Source organism: Streptomyces puniciscabiei, assembly GCF_006715785.1.
In the GTDB taxonomy this organism is placed as follows: domain Bacteria; phylum Actinomycetota; class Actinomycetes; order Streptomycetales; family Streptomycetaceae; genus Streptomyces; species Streptomyces puniciscabiei.
Genome location: NZ_VFNX01000001.1, coordinates 1,726,153 through 1,744,725, shown reverse-complemented (window position 1 = coordinate 1,744,725; position 18,573 = coordinate 1,726,153). Strand labels below are relative to the sequence as shown.

Annotated in this window: 14 protein-coding genes; 7 read left to right on the top strand and 7 right to left on the bottom strand. The window is 71.7% G+C overall.

From position 1 onward, the window contains the following. Positions 1–108: 108 nt before the first annotated feature. The 4 genes from FB563_RS07760 to FB563_RS07745 all read right to left on the bottom strand — a co-directional run bounded on the left by FB563_RS07760 (position 109) and on the right by FB563_RS07745 (position 6,868). The gene (locus tag FB563_RS07760) at positions 109–3,909 is read right to left on the bottom strand and encodes a multifunctional oxoglutarate decarboxylase/oxoglutarate dehydrogenase thiamine pyrophosphate-binding subunit/dihydrolipoyllysine-residue succinyltransferase subunit (RefSeq protein WP_142218555.1); all 3,801 of its coding nucleotides are present in this window, start codon (positions 3,907–3,909) and stop codon (positions 109–111) included. A 303-nt stretch (positions 3,910–4,212) separates the two neighbouring features. Next, positions 4,213–5,328 (bottom strand): sensor histidine kinase, encoded by a 1,116-nt coding sequence (locus tag FB563_RS07755; RefSeq protein WP_055705280.1) that lies wholly within the window; start codon positions 5,326–5,328, stop codon positions 4,213–4,215. After that, positions 5,325–6,065, bottom strand: coding sequence for a response regulator transcription factor (locus FB563_RS07750; RefSeq protein ID WP_031163266.1), 741 nt, complete (start codon positions 6,063–6,065; stop codon positions 5,325–5,327). Before FB563_RS07750 ends, FB563_RS07755 begins: the two co-directional genes overlap by 4 nt. 125 nt (positions 6,066–6,190) lie before the next feature. Then, positions 6,191–6,868, bottom strand: a complete 678-nt coding sequence (locus tag FB563_RS07745; RefSeq protein ID WP_055705281.1) for a spermine/spermidine synthase domain-containing protein — start codon at positions 6,866–6,868, stop codon at positions 6,191–6,193. 196 nt (positions 6,869–7,064) lie between these two features. On the opposite strand from FB563_RS07745, the gene FB563_RS07740 reads away from it, so the two are divergent. The 6 genes from FB563_RS07740 (at position 7,065) to FB563_RS07715 (ending at position 13,432) form a co-directional block, all read left to right on the top strand. Then, positions 7,065–7,895, top strand: a complete 831-nt coding sequence (locus tag FB563_RS07740; RefSeq protein ID WP_055705282.1) for a rhomboid-like protein — start codon at positions 7,065–7,067, stop codon at positions 7,893–7,895. Between the two features lie 111 nt (positions 7,896–8,006). Next, positions 8,007–10,427 (top strand): endopeptidase La, encoded by a 2,421-nt coding sequence (lon, locus tag FB563_RS07735; RefSeq protein WP_055705283.1) that lies wholly within the window; start codon positions 8,007–8,009, stop codon positions 10,425–10,427. A gap of 121 nt (positions 10,428–10,548) precedes the next feature. Next, positions 10,549–11,499, top strand: a complete 951-nt coding sequence (locus tag FB563_RS07730; protein WP_055705284.1) for a serine/threonine-protein kinase — start codon at positions 10,549–10,551, stop codon at positions 11,497–11,499. A 220-nt stretch (positions 11,500–11,719) separates the two neighbouring features. Next, complete coding sequence (locus FB563_RS42805; RefSeq protein ID WP_167528472.1) at positions 11,720–12,316, top strand: hypothetical protein; 597 nt, start codon at positions 11,720–11,722, stop codon at positions 12,314–12,316. A 133-nt stretch (positions 12,317–12,449) separates the two neighbouring features. Beyond that, the gene (locus FB563_RS07720) at positions 12,450–12,884 is read left to right on the top strand and encodes a hypothetical protein (protein WP_055710423.1); all 435 of its coding nucleotides are present in this window, start codon (positions 12,450–12,452) and stop codon (positions 12,882–12,884) included. A 14-nt stretch (positions 12,885–12,898) separates the two neighbouring features. Continuing rightward, positions 12,899–13,432 carry a hypothetical protein gene (locus FB563_RS07715; RefSeq protein WP_142218554.1) on the top strand — a complete coding sequence of 178 codons (534 nt, stop codon included), beginning with the start codon at positions 12,899–12,901 and terminating at the stop codon, positions 13,430–13,432. Position 13,433: 1 nt separating this feature from the next. On the opposite strand, the gene FB563_RS07710 is transcribed toward FB563_RS07715, so the two are convergent. After that, complete coding sequence (locus FB563_RS07710) at positions 13,434–15,800, bottom strand: SpoIIE family protein phosphatase (protein WP_142218553.1); 2,367 nt, start codon at positions 15,798–15,800, stop codon at positions 13,434–13,436. 137 nt (positions 15,801–15,937) lie between these two features. After that, positions 15,938–16,780, bottom strand: a complete 843-nt coding sequence (locus FB563_RS07705; protein WP_055708809.1) for a lysozyme — start codon at positions 16,778–16,780, stop codon at positions 15,938–15,940. Positions 16,781–17,017: 237 nt separating this feature from the next. On the opposite strand from FB563_RS07705, the gene FB563_RS07700 reads away from it, so the two are divergent. After that, the gene (locus tag FB563_RS07700; RefSeq protein WP_055708808.1) at positions 17,018–17,509 is read left to right on the top strand and encodes a MarR family winged helix-turn-helix transcriptional regulator; all 492 of its coding nucleotides are present in this window, start codon (positions 17,018–17,020) and stop codon (positions 17,507–17,509) included. Positions 17,510–17,554: 45 nt separating this feature from the next. Here the strand turns inward: FB563_RS07700 and FB563_RS07695 are convergent, their stop codons facing one another. Next, positions 17,555–18,343: a protein phosphatase 2C domain-containing protein gene (locus FB563_RS07695; RefSeq protein ID WP_055708807.1), complete on the bottom strand. Its 789-nt coding sequence runs from the start codon at positions 18,341–18,343 to the stop codon at positions 17,555–17,557. Between the last annotated feature and the right edge of the window lie 230 nt (positions 18,344–18,573).

Sequence of the window (18,573 nt, the reverse complement as noted above, 5' to 3'; positions counted from 1 at the left end):
GTCAAGGTTAACCGGCCGTGTCCCTGCCCCGGCACGGACAGGCGAAGGGCCCGGTAGCGAGCCGAAGCTCGGTACCGGGCCCTGAGGGGCGGCTGGGCCGCCGGAGGCCTAGGCCTCGAACACCTCACGCACCAGCTGCTCCTGCTCGGCCTGGTGCCGCTTGGCGGAGCCGACGGCCGGGGACGAGGAGTGCGGACGCGAGATGCGCCGCAGCCGCTCGCCGTGCGGGACGTCCGCGCCGACCGCCAGGTCCAGGTGGTCGATCAGGTTGAGGGCGATGAACGGCCACGCACCCTGGTTCGCCGGCTCCTCCTGCGCCCACAGGTACTTCTCGGCGTTCGGGTACTTCTTGATCTCCGCCTGGAGCTCGGCACCCGGCAGCGGGTACAGCCGCTCGATACGGATGATCGCGGTGTCCGTCGCGCCCCGCTTCTGCCGCTCGGCCTCCAGGTCGTAGTAGACCTTGCCCGCGCAGAAGACGACCTTGCGGACGGCGGCCGGGTCGACCGAGCTGTCGCCGATGACCGGGCGGAACTCGCCGCTGGTGAACTCCTCCGCCTTCGAGGCCGCGGCCTTCAGACGCAGCATCGACTTCGGGGTGAAGACGATCAGCGGCTTGTGGTGCGGGTTGTGCACCTGCCACCGCAGGAGGTGGAAGTAGTTCGACGGCAGCGTCGGCATGGCGACCGTCATGTTGTTCTGGGCGCAGAGCTGCAGGAACCGCTCCGGGCGGGCGGACGAGTGGTCCGGGCCCTGGCCCTCGTAGCCGTGCGGCAGGAGCAGGACGACGCCGGACGTCTGGCCCCACTTCTGCTCGGCCGAGGAGATGAACTCGTCGACGACCGTCTGCGCGCCGTTGGTGAAGTCACCGAACTGCGCCTCCCACATCACGAGCGACTCGGGGCGGGCCAGCGAGTAGCCGTACTCGAAGCCCATCGCCGCGTACTCGGAGAGCAGGGAGTTGTAGACGTTGAGCCGGGCCTGGTCCTCGGAGAGGTACTGCAGCGGGGTGTACTCCTCGCCGGTCTCCCGGTCGATCAGCACCGCGTGCCGCTGGCCGAAGGTGCCGCGCTGGGAGTCCTGGCCCGCGAGGCGGACCGGGGTGCCCTCCAGGAGCAGCGAGCCGATGGCGAGGGTCTCGCCCATGCCCCAGTCGATCGTGCCGTCCTCGACCATCGCCGCACGGCGCTGCAGCTGCGGCTGCAGACGCGGGTGGACGGTGATGTTCTCCGGGATGTTGACCTGGGACTCGGCGATCCGCTTGACGACCTCGGCGGAGACCGCGGTCGGGACCGCGACCGGGAAGCCGTCCTGCGGCGCCTGGGCGTCGACGGCGGCCGGCTGCGAGGTGGCCTCGCGGACCTCGGTGAAGACCTTCTCCAGCTGGCCCTGGTAGTCCTGCAGGGCCTGCTCGGCCTCTTCCAGGGTGATGTCGCCGCGACCGATCAGGGACTCGGTGTAGAGCTTGCGCACCGAGCGCTTCTTGTCGATCAGGTCGTACATCAGCGGCTGGGTGAAGGCCGGGTTGTCCGACTCGTTGTGACCGCGGCGGCGGTAGCAGATGAGGTCGATCACCACGTCCTTGTTGAACGCCTGGCGGAACTCGAAGGCGAGCCGCGCGACGCGGACCACGGCCTCCGGGTCGTCGCCGTTCACGTGGAAGATCGGGGCCTCGATCATGCGGGCCACGTCCGTCGCGTACATGGAGGAACGCGAGGACTCGGGTGCCGCGGTGAAGCCGACCTGGTTGTTGATGACGATGTGGACGGTGCCGCCGGTGCGGTAGCCGCGCAGCTGCGACATGTTCAGGGTCTCGGCCACCACGCCCTGGCCCGCGAAGGCCGCGTCGCCGTGGATCGCCACCGGCAGGACCGTGAAGTCGGTGCCGCCCTTGTTGATGATGTCCTGCTTGGCGCGGGCGACGCCCTCCAGGACCGGGTCGACCGCCTCCAGGTGCGAGGGGTTGGCGACCAGGGAGACCTTGATCTGCTCGCCGTCGAGGCCGGTGAAGGTGCCCTCGGCGCCCAGGTGGTACTTCACGTCGCCGGAGCCGTGCATCGACTTCGGGTCGAGGTTGCCCTCGAACTCGCGGAAGATCTGCGCGTACGACTTGCCGACGATGTTGGCCAGCACGTTCAGGCGGCCGCGGTGGGCCATGCCGATGACGACCTCGTCCAGGCGGGACTCGGCCGCGGAGTCGATGACCGCGTCGAGCAGCGGGATGACGGACTCGCCGCCCTCCAGCGAGAACCGCTTCTGGCCGACGTACTTGGTCTGCAGGAAGGTCTCGAAGGCCTCCGCCGCGTTCAGCCGGCGCAGGATGCGCAGCTGCTCCTCGCGCTCCGGCTTGGAGTGGCCGCGCTCGACGCGGTCCTGGATCCACTTGCGCTGCTTGGGGTCCTGGATGTGCATGAACTCGATGCCGGTGGTGCGGCAGTACGAGTCGCGCAGCACGCCGAGGATGTCGCGCAGCTTCATCATCGACTTGCCGGCGAAGCCGCCGACGGCGAACTCGCGCTCCAGGTCCCACAGGGTGAGGCCGTGCTCGACGATGTCCAGGTCGGGGTGCTTGCGCTGGCGGTACTCCAGCGGGTCGGTGTCGGCCATGACGTGGCCGCGGACCCGGTAGGAGTGGATCAGCTCGAAGACGCGGGCGGCCTTGGTGACGTCGTCGTCGTGGCTGGCGTCGATGTCCTTGAGCCAGCGGACTGGCTCGTAGGGGATGCGCAGCGCCTCGAAGATGTCGTCGTAGAAGCCGTTCTCGCCGAGCAGCAGGTTCGCGACCTGGCGCAGGAACTCGCCGGAGGCGGCGCCCTGGATCACCCGGTGGTCGTAGGTCGACGTGAGCGTCATGACCTTCGAGATGCCGAGCTTGTTCAGGGTGTCCTGGCTGGTGCCCTGGAACTCCGCGGGGTAGTCCATGGAGCCGACGCCCATGATCACGGACTGGCCGGGCATCAGGCGCGGGACCGAGTGGACGGTGCCGAGGCCGCCGGGGTTGGTCAGGGAGACCGTCACGCCGGTGAAGTCGTCCATCGTCAGCTTGCCGTCACGGGCGCGGCGGACGATGTCCTCGTAGGCCTGCCAGAACTCGAAGAAGTTCAGCGTCTCGGCCTTCTTGATGGCGGCCACGACGAGCTGGCGGTCGCCGTTGGGCTTCACCAGGTCGATGGCCAGGCCGAGGTTGACGTGCGGCGGCTTGACGAGGGTCGGCTTGCCGTCCTTCTCGCCGAACGACCAGTTCATCGACGGCATGGCCTTGATGGCCTGCACCATCGCGTACCCGATGAGGTGCGTGAAGGAGATCTTCCCGCCGCGGGCGCGCTTGAGGTGGTTGTTGATGACGATGCGGTTGTCGAACAGCAGCTTCACCGGGACCGCGCGGACCGAGGTGGCGGTCGGCAGCTCCAGCGAGGCGTTCATGTTCTTCGCGACCGCGGCGGCCGGACCGCGCAGCGTGATCAGCTCCGGGCCCTCGGGGGCCTCGGGAGCCTTCGCGGCGGGGGCGGCCTGCTTCGGCTGAGCCGGCGCCTGTGCGGGCGTCGCCGGCTTGGCCGGGGCGGGGGCCGGAGCCGCGGCGGGCTTCGGAGCGGCCGGAGCGGCGGCCTGCGGGGCCGGAGCGGCCGGCTGGGCCGGGGGAACCGCGGGCTGGGCCGGAGCGGCCGTGGGGGAGGTGGTCTCTGCGGCCCCCGCGGCCGCAGTACCCGCCGCAGCCGGGGTGGCAGGAGCCCCCGGCTTGTAATCGGCGAAGAAGTCCCACCAGGCGCGGTCGACCGAATTCGGGTCCTGGAGGTACTGCTGATAGATCTCGTCGACGAGCCACTCGTTCGGACCGAACGCGGCAGCGGGGTTCTTCCCGGCTTGGTCGTCGGTGGAGACGCTCGGGTTACTGGGGGACTGTGGCGACACGGCGGCAACCGCCCTCTTCCGCTTCACAAGGTGATGGACAGCGGAAATAAAGGCTACGCCTCCCTGGCCGGGAAGGTCAGGTCGAGCAAGGTCATCGTCGCGTAAGTCACATCGGAAATCTTGTTTCAGGGCTTGATATGGCGGGAAACAAGCGTGGTTCCGCAGAGGGGAGGGTGCACCGGCCCCGGCCCGGCGCGTGTGCGTTCGACCGATCGCGCGGGCCTGCTCCCGATCACACGTGTCCAGCTGCACGGCAGGCGCGCGGACGCTCGTGGATCTTGTGCTTCCGGTTCGAACTTTACGTCAACCTGAGACGGAAGACAGTCCCGGAAGGGTGACGATGATCCGGCAGCCCCGCTCGGATTCGGCCACACCGATCCGGCCACCGTGCAGATCCACCGCCCAGCGGGCGATCGCCAGGCCGAGCCCGGTGCCGCCGTCGCTGCCCGGCCCGTGCGGCCGCGTCACCGCACCCCGGTTGAACCGCTCGAACACCCGGTGCCACTCCGACCGGGGGATGCCGGGACCCTCGTCCAGGACCTCCAGCTCCAGCGACTCCGGCCGTGGCCCGCGCCGCGCCCGCACCGTCACCCGGCCGTGCGGCGGGCTGTGCTTGACGGCGTTGTCGATCAGGTTGGCGACGACCTGGTGGATGCGCTCGGGATCCGCGTGCGCGGTCAGCTCCGGCGGGGAGACGTCCAGGTGCAGATGGACGTCGGTACGGGTGTGGCTGCCGGAGCCGGAGGCGATGCCCGCGCGCGCCGAGGCCACCATGTTGGCCTCCTTCAGCACGCCCGAGAGATACGGCCACACCTCGAAGCGCCGCATCTTCAGCGGTACGACGCCGTTGTCGAGCCGGGACAGGTCCAGCAGGGTCTCCACCAGCCGGCCGAGCCGCTCGGTCTGCTTCAGGGCCGTCCGCATGGTCTCGGGGTCGGCCTCGGTGACCCCGTCGACGATGTTCTCCAGCACCGCGCGCAGCCCGGCGATCGGGGTGCGCAGCTCGTGCGAGACGTTCGCGACCAGCTCCTTGCGCTGGCTGTCCTGGGCCTCCAGCTCGTCCGCCATGACGTTGATCGTCCGGGCCAGGTCGCCCAGCTCGTCCCGGCGGCCCTCGCTCACCCGGCGGGTGTAGTCGCCCTCGGAGATCGACCGCGCCACCGCGTTCATCTCGTCCAGCGGCATGGTGAGGGAATGCGCCACGAACTGCGTGATCAGCAGGGTGGCGATCATGGAGAAGACCGTGATGAAGCGCAGTTCGGTCTTGGTGTGCACCGCGATCATCGACAGACCGGTGGTGATCAGCACCGAGATGACGACGAGCGCGCCGAGCTTGGTCTTGATCGAGAACGGGCGTACGCCGCCCCAGGGATCACCCCCGGGGCTCCTCCGCGCGGCCTGCCGCCCGCCGTCGCTCATGGGGTGGGCGTCTCCAGCGCGTACCCGACGCCGTGCACGGTACGGATCCGCTCGGCGCCGATCTTCCGGCGCAGCGCCTTGATGTGGCTGTCGACCGTACGGGTGCCGGAGGCGTCCGCCCAGTCCCACACCTCGGCCAGCAGCTGCTCCCGGGAGAGCACCGCGCGCGGGGTGTTCGCCAGGCACACCAGCAGGTCGAACTCGGTGGGCGTGAGGTGGACGTCCTCGGACTTCACCCGCACCCGGCGCTGGGCGTGGTCGATCTCCAGCTCGCCGAGCCGCAGGATGCCGGAGCGCGGGGTGGCCGCTGCCAGCGCCGCCCGCTCCACCCGGCGCAGCAGCACGTGCACGCGCGCGGCGAGCTCCCGCATGGAGAACGGCTTGGTCATGTAGTCGTCCGCGCCGACCCCGAGACCGACCAGCATGTCGGTCTCGTCGTCGCGCGCGGTCAGCATCAGCACCGGCACCGGGCGCTGCGCCTGCACCCGCCGGCAGACCTCCAGGCCGTCGAAGCCCGGCAGCATGATGTCGAGGATCAGCAGGTCGGGCTGCCAGGCCTCGGCCGTGTCGACGGCGGCCGGGCCGTCCGACGCGGTCTGTACGAGAAATCCCTCGGCGCGCAGCCGGGCCGCGATGGCGTCGACGATCGTGGGGTCGTCCTCGACGACCAGCACCCGGCGCTGTGCGCCCGGGGTGGTCGTCGCCGCGCCGCTCTGGGAGGTGTGTGTCTGCTCCATCGCCCGCCCCTGCTTGTTGCTTTCCGGAACCAGTGGGGTGATCCCATGTCTGCGAGTGACGCTTGGTTGATCCGTTGAATGATCCGCGTCAGGGCAGCACATTACGGGGATCCACCGCGCCGCCGCTATCCAGGTCGGACGGCGAGGTGTACCGCGTCCGGAACGCCCCGGGCAACCGGCACCTCTTCGGTACGCACCTGCTGGAACCCGGCATTCCGCAAGGTACCTTCAAATTCCGGAGACGGCTGGGCGGACCACACCGCCAGCACCCCGCCGGGATTCAACACCCTTGCACAGGCGGCGAGTCCGGCCGCCGAGTACAGGGTGTGGTTGTCCTCCGTGACGGTCCAGCCGGGACCGTTGTCGATGTCCAGGCAGAGCGCGTCGAACGTGTCGGAAGTCTCATTGACGAACGACACGAGATCGTCCCGCACGATCTCGGTGCGCGGATCGCCGAGCGCTCCGGCGGAGACCTGTGCCAGCGGCCCGTCCCGGTGCCAGTCGATGACGGCGGGCTCCCGCTCGACGACGGTGATCCGCCCCCAGGCCGGGTCCGCCGCGGCATGTGCGAGTGAGAATCCCACTCCCAGCCCGCCGATCAGCACCTTTGGCTCCGGCCGCCCGTCCAGCGCCTGGCGCGCGGCGTCGACCAGCAGCCGCTCCGAGCGCCCGTCGGAGGTGTCCATCAGAAAGCAGCCGTTGGCGATGATCTGCAACAGCGCCCCGTGCCGGCGCAGCACCACCTCGCCGTACGGGCCGTCGCGCCGGTCGAGGACCACGGGGGAGTCATACGCGGCAGTCATGCCCCCATCCTCCTTGAACACACCTTGACCTTCACAGGAATTAGGCATGTCGCACTGATGTGCACCCTTGCGGTGGGAGACGCGGACGCAGTGGCAACGTAGGAGGTTGCTGTGAATCGGCTCTCGCGTGGCGTCGGTCATAGACAGGGGCCCTCGGAACCCCAAGTGTGGGGCGGAACGGAAGGAGCGCCACAGCGTGGAACGGACCGCGACGGGCCCTGTGACGGCCGCGTCCCCGCCCCTTGCGGGCACGCCCCTCCCGGACGGCACCGCCGCCGTCCCGGTCCCCGCGATCGCGGACCTGCTGGACGGCATGCCCCGCCAGCGGCACGCCGCGCCCCCCGCTCCGGGACCCGCCGTCGCCGTCCCGCGCCCGGCCGCACCGCACCCGCTTGCCCCCCTGCTTCCGCTGCCGCGGGTGTGGCGCCTGCTGCCCACTCCCCTCGGCACCCCGTTCACCTTCGCCTACACCGCCGTCCTGGCCGTCACCTCGGTGTTCGCCGCCCTGGCCGACCCCGCCCTGGTGAACGCCCTCTACCAGGCCTCCAGTACGGACGTGGCCCATCTGGTGCGCACGCCCGCGGTGGTGCTGCTGGCCAGTGCGCTGTGGATCGCGGGCGGGGTCCTCTCGCCGTACGCGCTGGCGTTCGTGCTGGTGCTCACCGCGCTGGAGCGGCGCATAGGCGGGGGGCGCGCGGCCTGCGTCTTCCTCGCCGGGCACGTCCTGGCCACGCTCGCCACCGAGATCCCCGTGGGCCTGGCCGTCCTGGCCGGCCACCTCCCGCCCACCTCGCTGCACCGCCTCGACTACGGCATCAGCTTCGGCGTGGCAGCCAGCATCGGCGCACTCTCCGGGCTCCTCAACCCCTGGTTCCGCTGGCCCCTGCTCACCCTGACGGCCGGTGAACTCCTGACCGACCTGGTGGCCTTCGAGGACCCGATGACCAACTGGGGCCACCTGATCGCGCTGACGATAGGCGTGGCGAGCTGGCCGTTCGTACGCCGGTGGCAGAAGGCGCCCCTTTAGGCGCCCCTTCAGGCGAACGTGATCGCTCACAGCGAACAAACAAGGGGAACACCAGCCCACCCCCCAACGGTTGAGTCGGCATAGCTCAACTTGACTGCCGAAGGGGAGATCATGGCTACTGAGTCACCGGCGTTCACGCTCACCCTGCCCGTGCTGCCGCTCGACGACGAGGTCGTGCTGCCCGGCATGGTGGTTCCGCTGGACCTGAGCGACGCCGAGGTACGGGCCGCGGTGGAGGCCGCGCAGGCCGCCGCCCGCTCGGAACCCGGAAAGCCCAGGGTGCTCCTGGTGCCACGCATCGACGGCACGTACGCGAAGACCGGTGTACTGGGCACGGTCGAGCAGGTCGGCCGGCTGGCCGACGGCGACCCGGGGGCTCTGATCCGCGGCCGGAGCCGTGTGCGCATCGGCGCCGGCACCACCGGTCCGGGCGCGGCCCTGTGGGTCGAGGGCGCCCGCATCGACGAGAGCGTCCCGGACCCGCTGCCGGGCCATGTCACCGAGCTCGTCAAGGAGTACAAGGCGCTCGCCACCACCTGGCTGAAGAAGCGCGGCGCCTGGCAGGTGGTGGACCGCGTCCAGGCCATCGACGACGTCTCCGCGCTCGCCGACAACTCCGGCTACTCGCCGTTCCTCACCACCGAGCAGAAGGTCGAACTGCTGGAGACCGCCGACCCGGTGGCCCGGCTGAAGCTCGCCACGCAGACGCTCCGCGACCACCTCGCCGAGCAGGAGGTGGCCGAGACCATCGCCAAGGACGTCCAGGAGGGCGTCGACAAGCAGCAGCGCGAGTTCCTGCTGCGCCGCCAGCTGGAAGCCGTCCGCAAGGAACTGCGCGAACTGAACGGCGAACAGGCCGGCGAGGAGTCCGACGACTACCGGGCCCGTGTCGAGGCCGCCGACCTGCCGGAGAAGGTCCGCGAGGCCGCGCTCAAGGAGGTCGACAAGCTGGAGCGGTCCAGCGACCAGTCCCCGGAGGGCTCCTGGATCCGCACCTGGCTGGACACCGTCCTGGAGATGCCCTGGAACGAGCGGACCGAGGACGCCTACGACATCCAGGGCGCCAAGGCGATCCTGGACGCCGAGCACGCCGGTCTGGAGGACGTGAAGGAGCGCATCACCGAGTACCTGGCCGTCCGCAAGCGGCGCAGCGAGCGCGGGCTGGGCGTCATCGGCGGCCGTCGCGGCGGTGCCGTACTGGCCCTGGTGGGCCCGCCCGGCGTCGGCAAGACCAGCCTCGGCGAGTCCGTCGCGCACGCGATGGGCCGCAAGTTCGTCCGCGTCGCCCTCGGCGGCGTCCGCGACGAGGCCGAGATCCGCGGCCACCGCCGTACCTACGTCGGCGCGCTGCCCGGCCGGATCGTGCGGGCCGTCAAGGAGGCCGGGTCGATGAACCCGGTGGTCCTGCTCGACGAGATCGACAAGGTGGGCTCCGACTTCCGCGGCGACCCGGCCGCGGCCCTGCTCGAGGTCCTGGACCCGGCGCAGAACCACACCTTCCGTGACCACTACCTGGAGGTCGAACTCGACCTGTCGGACGTGGTGTTCCTGGCCACCGCCAACGTCCTGGAGGCCATCCCGGAGGCGCTCGCCGACCGGATGGAGATCGTCCGCCTGGACGGCTACACCGAGGACGAGAAGATCGTCATCGCCCGCGACCACCTGCTCCCGCGTCAGCTGGAGCGGGCCGGACTGGGCGCGGACGAGGTCGCCCTGGACGAGAGTGCCCTGCGCAAGCTGGCCGGTGAGTACACCCGCGAGGCGGGCGTGCGCACCCTGGAGCGTTCGATCGCACGGCTGCTCCGCAAGATCGCAGCGCAGCACGAACTCGGCGAGCGCGAGCTGCCGTTCACCGTCCGCGAGGAGGACCTGCGCGGTCTGATCGGGCGCCCGCATCACGTGCCCGAGTCCGCTCAGGACCCGGCCGAGCGCCGCACGTCCGTGCCCGGCGTGGCGACCGGCCTGGCGGTCACCGGCGCGGGCGGCGACGTGCTCTTCGTCGAGGCCTCCCTGGCCGACCCGGAGACGGGCGCGGCGGGCCTGACCCTGACCGGTCAGCTCGGTGACGTGATGAAGGAGTCGGCGCAGATCGCGCTGAGCTTCCTGCGCAGCCACGGCGCCGAACTGGAGCTGCCGGTGGCCGACTTGAAGGACCGCGGGGTGCACATCCACTTCCCGGCGGGCGCGGTCCCGAAGGACGGCCCGAGCGCCGGTATCACCATGACCACCGCCCTCGCCTCCCTCCTCTCCGGCCGCCTGGTCCGCACGGACGTCGCCATGACCGGCGAGGTCTCGCTGACCGGCCGGGTGCTGCCCATCGGCGGCGTCAAGCAGAAGCTGCTCGCCGCCCACCGCGCCGGGGTCACCACCGTGATCATCCCCAAGCGCAACGAGCCCGACCTGGACGACGTCCCGGCCGAGGTGCTGGACAAGCTGGACGTCCACACCGTGACCGACGTCCGCCAGGTCCTGGAGCTGGCGCTCGCACCCGCGACGAGCGGCGCGACGCCGGAGGTCCCGGTCGCGGCGTGACGACTGTGTCCTCCAGCGGGCTCCGCCCGCGGGGACCGGATGAGTGAAGGCCCGGGTCCCGTGAGGGAGGCCCGGGCCTTCGCCATGTGCCCATGAAGGGATCACTCGATAGAATTCAGGCGTGGGTTGGCCCCCCAAGACCCCCTCCGGTCTGATCGGGGCCGAGATCGCGGGCTACAAGGTGGAGCGCGAACTCGGTCGTGGTGGCATGGCGGTCGTCTACCGCGCCAGGGACCTGCGCCTCGGCCGGACGGTCGCCCTCAAGCTGCTCGCCCCCGAGTACACCAGGAACGACGCCTTCCGCCGCCGGTTCGCCCAGGAGTCCCGGGTGGCCGCCGCCATCGACCATCCCAACATCGTCCCCGTCTTCGAGGCCGGCGAGTACGACGGGCTCCTCTACATCGCCATGTGCTTCGTCTCCGGCCAGGACCTGCGCGCCCTGATCGACCGGGAGGGCCCGCTGCCGGTGCCGGTCGCGCTGCGCATCGGGGCCCAGCTGGCCTCCGCCCTGGACGCGGCCCACGCGCGCGAGCTGGTGCACCGGGATGTCAAACCCGGCAACGTCCTGGTCGCCAAGGGCGTCGACAGCGACCACCCCGAGCACGTCTATCTCACCGACTTCGGGCTGGCGAAGAAGTCGCTGTCGCTCACCGGGTTCACCACCGCGGGCGAGTTCGTCGGCACCCTGGACTATGTGGCGCCCGAGCGGATCGCCGGGCGCCCGGTGGACGGCCGGGCCGACCTGTACAGCCTGGCCTGCGTGGTGCACGAGATGCTCGCGGGTGTCCCGCCCTTCCGGCGGGAGGACCACCTGGAACTGCTGTGGGCCCACCAGTACGACCCGCCGCCCGCGCTCAGCACGGAGCGGCCCGACGTCCCGGCCGCCGCCGACGAGGTGCTGGCGAAGGCCCTGGCGAAGGCCCCGGACGACCGTCACGGCACCTGCCTGGAGTTCGTCGCGGCACTGCGGGCCGCCGTCGCCGGCCGTGGTGCCCGCCGCCGTACGCCGACCCTGGTGGACCGGGTCCCGCCACCGGATCCGCCCGCCTGGGCCCGGCCGTTCCTCACCTGACCTGCGCCGCTTGCGTGGGCATTACCCGACGCCTGTGAGTGCGTCAAGTCCCGAGTCCTCGGAACGTGACCCCGATTTCCCGTTCGGGCTTACTTGAAGCACGGCCTCACCGGAAAGGAAATGAGGCGGTCCGAGGGGCGGAAATCCTTCCGGTAATCCCCTCCGGTAAATCCTCCGGGTAATTCGCTCGGGACATCCTCACAGCAATGGGAGAAAGCTCATGACTCGTAACGTTCACACCAACGCCGACGCCCGTCCGAAGCGCCGAGGTCTCCGTTTCGCGACCCTGGCCGCCTCCGCCGCACTGGTCACCGGTGGCGTCCTGCTGCCCGTCTCCAGCGCGATGGCGGCCCCGATGCCGACCTCCACCGTGGCCTTCGTGCACGGCGGCGGCGCCGGAGGTGCCGGTGGGGACGGCGGTGGCGGCCTGGTCGGTGGCGGCGGTGGCGCCGGTGGATCCGGTGGCGGCAGCGTCCTCGGCACCGGCGGCGACGGCGGCAAGGGCGGCAACGGCGGCAACGGCGTCCTGGCCGGTGGTGGCGGCGGTGGCGGCGGTGGCGGCGGCGGAGGCGTCGTCGGCGGCAAGGGCGGCGACGGCGGCAACGGCGGCTTCGGCATCCTCTCCGGCGGGAACGCCGGCAGCGGCGGTGGCGGGGGCGACGGCGTCCTCGTCGGCGGCAAGGGCGGCAACGGAGGGAAGGGCGGCAACAGCGTCTTCCAGGGCGGCAACGGCGGCAAGGGCGGCAAGGGCGGCTTCGGTGGCCTCTTCGGTGGCGCCGGCGGGTCCGGCGGGGCCGGTGGTGCCAGCCTCTTCTGACCGTCGCTCCTCCGACCGTCTCCTGTGACGGTCGACGGGGTGGAGGCCGCCCGGGCCTCCACCCCGCCCCGGGCCATGGCGCCCGCACCCGAGTCCTCTCGTCCCACACCCGTGATCCGAAACGGAGTCCCCGATGTTCACCAGCCCCTTCCGGCGCCCCCTCCTCCTCGCGGCGGCCTCCGTGGCTCTCGTCACCGTCACCGCGTGCGGCGCCCAGGCAGCCACCCACACGGCCCCGGCCGCTCCCACCGGCCATACGGCCCTGGCCCACCAGTCCGGGCACTGCGGAGAGGGGGGCGAAGGCGGCAAGGGCGGCGCGCCCGGACAACCGGGTCAGCCCGGCAAGCCCGGCAAGCCCGGCTGCCTCTCGCTCCACGACCTGCCCGACAAGCCGAATTCAGAACTCTCCCTGACGGACCGTGCACGGATCGCGCTGACCGTGCTGACCGGCCGGGCGACGAAGGCCGAGATGGCCAAGAAGTACAAGATCCACGAAAAGGAGGTCGAGAAATGGGAGCGCCAGGTCCTGGACGGCGACTGGCTCGGCCTTCTCGGCGACGCCACGTGAGAAACGGAAATCGCATGCGCAGGAATTCCTGGAAATTCGGTATCGGCCTCGCGGTCTCGACCGTGGTGATCACCGGGGGCGCGATGACCCCGGCCGCGATGGCCGACACCGGCCCCGCCGGCGGCGGATCGGGCAGCGGCTCTGCCGGTGTCAGCAGCGTCCACCCGGGCGGCGGCACCATCCACGTGGGCAACGGCAGTGTCCGCATCGGCGACTCGATCTGCGCCGGCAACTGCAACGGCACCGTCAACGGCACCCAGGGCGGCAACGGCGGCATCTGCGCCGGGCTGTGCAACGGCAGCGCCAACGGCGGCGCCGGCACCACCGGCGCACCGGGTCGCGGCGGCGGCAAGGGCGGCAACGGCGGCATCTGTGTCGGCGTCTGCTCGGGCAGCGTCAACGGCGGCACCGGCGGCAACGGCGGCGACGCGGTGGGCGGGGGCGACGGCGGAGCCGGCGGGCGGGGCGGGAACGGCGGGATCTGCCTCGGCGTCGGCTGCGAGACCAGCGGCAACGGCGGCCGTGGGGGCAACGGTGGCAACGGCTGAGTCAGCCGGCGGCCGCGGCGAGCGACTGCTCCGCCCACACCGTCTTGCCGACCCGGTCGTGCCGGGTGCCCCAGCGCTCGGCGAGCTGGGCGACGAGCAGCAGACCCCGGCCGCCCTCGTCGAAGATGCGGGCGCGCCGCATGTGCGGGGTGGTGCCGCTGGAGTCGTACACCTCGCAGATCAGCGTCGAGTCCTGGTGGATCAGCCGGAGCCGGATGGGCGGGCGGCCGTAGCGGATGGCGTTGGTGACCAGCTCGCTGACCATCAGCTCGGTGGTGAAGGCGGCCGCGTCCAGGCCCCAGGCGGTCAGCTGGCCGCAGGCGAGGTGGCGGGCACGGGCGACGTCCTCCGGGTCGCTCTCCAGCTGCCAGGCGGCGACCCGGTCCTCGTGCAGGACCCGGGTACGGGCGACGAGCAGGGCGATGTCGTCGTCGGGGCGATGGGTCAGCAGCTCGGTGAGCACGTGGTCGCAGACCGCGTCCAGCGACCGCGCGGGCCGGCCGAGCGCCGCGAACATCTTGTCCAGCGCCTCGTCGATGTCGTGTTCGCGGGCCTCGAACAGCCCGTCGGTGTACAGGGCGAGCAGGCTGCCCTCGGGCAGCTCGGTCTCGGTGGCCTCGAACGGCAGCCCGCCGAGACCGAGCGGCGGGCCCGCGGGCACGTCCAGGAAGCGCACGGCACCGTCCGGCATGACCACGGCGGGCGGCGGATGGCCGGCCCGGGCCAGGGTGCACCGGCGGGACACCGGGTCGTAGACCGCGTACAGACAGGTGGTGCCGATGCCGCCGGCGGTCTCGGCGGTCGGGTCCGTGCTGCCCTCGTCGGCGGCGAGCCGCAGCACCAGGTCGTCGAGGTGGGTGAGGAGTTCGTCGGCGGGCAGGTCGACGTCGGCCAGGGTGCGCACGGCGGTGCGCAGCCGGCCCATGGTGGCCGAGGCGCGGATCCCGTGGCCCACCACGTCGCCCACGACGAGCGCCACCCGCGCCCCGGACAGCGGGATCACGTCGAACCAGTCGCCGCCCACCCCGGCCCGGGTCGCGGCGGGCAGATAGCGGGTGGCGATCTCCAGGGCCGCCTGGTCGGGCAGCGTGTGCGGGAGCAGGCTCTGCTGCAGGGCCATGGTGGTGGTGCGGGTCCGGCCGTAGGCGCGGGCCTGCCGGATGCCGTCGGCCGCCTTGGCCGTGAACTCCTGGGCCAGCCGCAGGTCCTCGGGGCCGAACGGCTCCCGGCCGGGGCGCCGGCCGAACAGCGCCACCCCGAGCGTGCTGCCCTCGGCGAGCAGCGGCACCGCCAGCAGTGAGCGTGCCCCAGACGCGCGCAGCCAGGCCGCGCCCGGGTCCACCGCCGCCCACTCGGCGACGGGCGGGTCGGTGGTGTCGTACAGCAGGGGCGGCCCCGTCGTCAGACACCGGGCCGGAGGTGAGTCCGGCGGGCAGACGACCGCCTCGCCGACGCCGCTGCCGTAGGCCGGTCCGACATCGTCGGGTACGGCGCGCAGCGCGGCGCGGCGCAGGACGACCGGGCCGGGCCGCGGGGCGGGTTCCTCGCGCGCGTCGCGGGGGGTGTCGAGCAGGTCGACCGCGATGACGTCGGCGAGCCGGGGGACGGTGACCTCGCCGAGCTCCTGCGCGGCGCGGGCCTGGTCGGCGGCCATGCCGACCTGCGCGCCGCTCTCGGCCGGCGGGCGCTGCCGGGCGGCGGAGTCCTGCGCGGGCGCTTGCGTGGACAGGCAGACCGCGCGTACCCGGCCGTCGGCGTCCTTCAGCGGGGTGAGCACGAGACCACGGCTCAGTTCCGCGCCGAGCCGGGCCCGGGCCTCCTGCGGCCGGCCGCTCTCCAGCGCGAGCCGCATCGACCGGTCGGCCTCCTCGCTCGCGGCCCCCGGCGCGATGTGCGGCAGCCGCAGCCCGCGCATCGCGGCCTCGGGCAGGGCGAGGGCGTGTTCCATCCGGCGGTTGGCCCGCACCAGCCGCAGATCGGCGTCGAAGATCGCCAGCGGGAAGGGGGACTGCAGGAACGTCCACTCCTCCAGCGGCTCGCCCCGGGGCGGCTGCGCACGGGCCGTCACGGCGCTCACCACGAGCCAGTCGGTGACGCCGGTGTCCGAGGTCCGGCGGTGCGCGAGCACGCCCAGTTCGAGCAGCCGGCCGTCGCGGTGCCGCAGTGGGACGGTGCCGTTCCAGCGGTCCCGGCCGGCGACGATCCGCCGGGCCGCCGAGCCGTCGGTGGCGAGGAGCGCGGTGGCGGGCCGTCCGACGACGGCCGGTGAGTCGTAGCCGAGCAGCCGCTGTGCGCCTTCGCTCCAACCGGTGAGGATGCCCTGCTCATCGATGGTGGCCGTGGCCGTGTACGTCGACTGTCGCTCCATCGCCGCTCATCTCGCCCTTGCTCGGCAGCCTCTCCTGACCAGCATGATCCCGGGCGGCTGTGAGCACCAACGCAGGGTTGGCGGGAGGTCCCCGACCGGGTGCGACCGGCCGACGACCTCCCGCCGCGCGGCGGGCACTAACCGTTGGCCAGGGCCTGCACCCGGTCCAGCGCTCCGTTGAACTTGTCGTGGTCGCCGACGGTCGGGCCGGAGGAGGTGTACTGCCACATCGTGTAGTACGACCAGCCGGCCGGCAGGGTCCCCGGGTCCGAGGCGTAGCGGGCGATCCACAGCGGGTTGTTCGCGGCGAAGCCGCCGTAGTTGCCGGTGCACTGGGTCCACCAGCTGGTCGCCGTGTAGATCACCGCGTCCCGGCCGGTCAGCGACTTGTAGGTGGTGAGGAAGTCGGCGATCCAGCTGACCATCTGGCTCGCGGTCTTGCCGTAGCAGGCGGCGCCGTACGGGTTCCACTCGATGTCGAGCGCGCCGGGCAGGGTCTTGCCGTCCCGGGACCAGCCGCCGCCGTGGCCGACGAAGTAGCTCGCCTGGGTGGCGCCGCTGGTGGTGTCCGGGGTGGCGAAGTGGTAGGCGCCGCGGATCATGCCCACGTTGTACGAGCCGTTGTACTGCTGGGCGAAGTACGGGTTCGTGTAGTACGTGCCTTCCGTCGCCTTCGTGTACGCCCAGCGCACCCCGCTGTTCCACAGGGTCGACCAGGCGACGTTGCCCTGGTAGCCGGAGACGTCCACGCCCTCGGTCTGGGTGACGTCACCGGAGGCGGGGGTGCCGGCCCGGCCGTCGTGCGCGAGGACGCCCATGCCCATGTGGGCGGAGCCGCGGCTGGGCGTGGTCGCGGCGTGGGCGGAGGTGAGCGGGAGGGTGAGGGAGAGCGCCGCGAGCAGGGCCGTGACCAGGACGGCGAGGGGGCGCGGGCCGAAGGAGCGGTCGGAGCGGTCGGAGCCGGGTCTGTGCACGGGCATGACGTGCCTCCGGGGAATGGGGTGGGGGGAACGTGGCTGTGACCGTGTACCGGATGCCGCACTGGCGTGGGCATGCCATTGATTGGCTGATAAAGAAGCTACGCACGTAGATGACGGCGTGGGAAGGGGGTCCGGACGCCGCCGTTGGTCTAGCCCTGCGAAATACTTACAGAGCTGCGGCAATGACGACGTTTGACAGAAACTTTCAGGATCGCGAAACCGAGCAGGGGTGCTGACGTGCACGAGGACGGAAACGGCGACGCACATCGCGGCGCCCACCAGATGACGCCCACTGGTGCAGACCAGGAGTTCCTGGCGCTGGAACGGGAGTTGACCGTGCTGCTGAGGCGGGCCCGGGCCAACCAGGGCGAGATGGCCCGCGAGGTCCATCCCGACCTGGAGTCCTCCGCGTACGGCCTGCTCATCCGCCTGGACGAGTGCGGCGGCCAGCGGGCCACGGAGCTCGCCGGCTACATCGGCGTCGGCAAGGCCACCATGTCCCGCCAGCTGCGCGCGCTGGAGGAGCTGGGCCTGATCGCCCGCGAACCCGACCCCGCCGACGGCCGCGCCTGGCTGGTCACCCTCACCGACGAGGGGCGCGGCCGGGTCGGCAAGGTCCGCGAGGCCCGCCGCGCCCGCTACGTCCGGCAGCTCGCCCACTGGGACCGCCGCGAGGTCGCCGAACTCGCCCGCCTCCTGCACCAGTTGAACGGCGTCATGGAGAAGTAGGCCCCCGCAGCGGCCGCGCGCGGGAGAGCCCGGGCCGGCGGCCGCTCACAGCTCGGCGTAGACCACCGTCGCGTCGTCGTGCGTCTTGCTCCGCCCCAGGAACGCCCGCTCCTCGCGGTCCGCCGTCTCCAGCTCCCGCACCCGGTCCACCAGGGACCGGGCGCCCTGCTTCGCGACCGTCGCGAACAGGGCCTGCCAGTCGCCCTCGTGGAACTTCTCCGTCCAGCGGGTCGCGCCGTCCGTCAGCGCGGCCAGGGCACGGACCTCGCGCCGGGGCACCGTGCCGGCGACCGCGCGGGCGGCCACCGAGGGGTCGGCGGCGGCCGTGAAGAAGCCGCCCTCCTTGTTGCGCAGGGTGGCGTCCACCAGTGCGTCGGTGGCGAGCGCGGAGCGCGGGAGCCGGGCCAGCCGGTCGTCCAGGACCGGGGTGACCGTCCCGTCGGCGCCCTGCAGCAGCAGCGCGGAGTCGGACAGCACCAGGTACTCGACGGTGTCCGCGGACCAGCGGGCCAGGGCCACGGTCGCCTGCGGGGTTCGCGGGTGAGAAAGCTCACAGGTTTGCGCGTGGGCCTCCGCGGTGCGGCCGATCGCCCGCGAGAGAATCTCCGCCAGCGTCAGATCTCCGTGCGAAACGGTCAGTTCGGTCAGCGCGCCGCCGAGCCGCGCGGTGAACCAGGGGACGGAATGCAGACACCCCGTCGCACCGCGCGGCGGAGTCACCCCGTCCAGGACGATCACACAACCTCCCTGTCCGGAGCCGGGTAGTCCGACGGCGGCGAAGTCCTCGTTGGGTCGGTTCGCGGCACCGGGTTCCGAAACGAGATCAGTTCGCATCCAGCCAGTCTGCACGAGGCCTTCACAGGATCCGCCAAAGGCTGGCAATCGTCGCCGAATTGGCACGACCTCACTGGTCAGGCGCCTGTTTTGGGGTGGAATGATCCGCTCCGGGAAGGCGTGGTGGCGAATATTGCCAAAGCCTGCCCCGCGCGTCCAACCGGCAGGCCGCGAAGCGGCGTCACACGCGGCAGAGGAACTTGCCCGCCAACTCCCCTCCGATGTTCACT

Coding starts and splice junctions, on each gene's coding strand:
- FB563_RS07755 (WP_055705280.1), bottom strand. CDS start 5,328: ATGAGCGACGGCGGGCGGCAGGCCGCGCGGAGGAGCCCCGGGGGTGAT.
- FB563_RS07750 (WP_031163266.1), bottom strand. CDS start 6,065: ATGGAGCAGACACACACCTCCCAGAGCGGCGCGGCGACGACCACCCCG.
- FB563_RS07745 (WP_055705281.1), bottom strand. CDS start 6,868: ATGACTGCCGCGTATGACTCCCCCGTGGTCCTCGACCGGCGCGACGGC.
- lon (WP_055705283.1), top strand. CDS start 8,007: ATGGCTACTGAGTCACCGGCGTTCACGCTCACCCTGCCCGTGCTGCCG.
- FB563_RS42805 (WP_167528472.1), top strand. CDS start 11,720: ATGACTCGTAACGTTCACACCAACGCCGACGCCCGTCCGAAGCGCCGA.
- FB563_RS07720 (WP_055710423.1), top strand. CDS start 12,450: ATGTTCACCAGCCCCTTCCGGCGCCCCCTCCTCCTCGCGGCGGCCTCC.
- FB563_RS07715 (WP_142218554.1), top strand. CDS start 12,899: ATGCGCAGGAATTCCTGGAAATTCGGTATCGGCCTCGCGGTCTCGACC.
- FB563_RS07710 (WP_142218553.1), bottom strand. CDS start 15,800: ATGGAGCGACAGTCGACGTACACGGCCACGGCCACCATCGATGAGCAG.
- FB563_RS07705 (WP_055708809.1), bottom strand. CDS start 16,780: ATGCCCGTGCACAGACCCGGCTCCGACCGCTCCGACCGCTCCTTCGGC.
- FB563_RS07695 (WP_055708807.1), bottom strand. CDS start 18,343: ATGCGAACTGATCTCGTTTCGGAACCCGGTGCCGCGAACCGACCCAAC.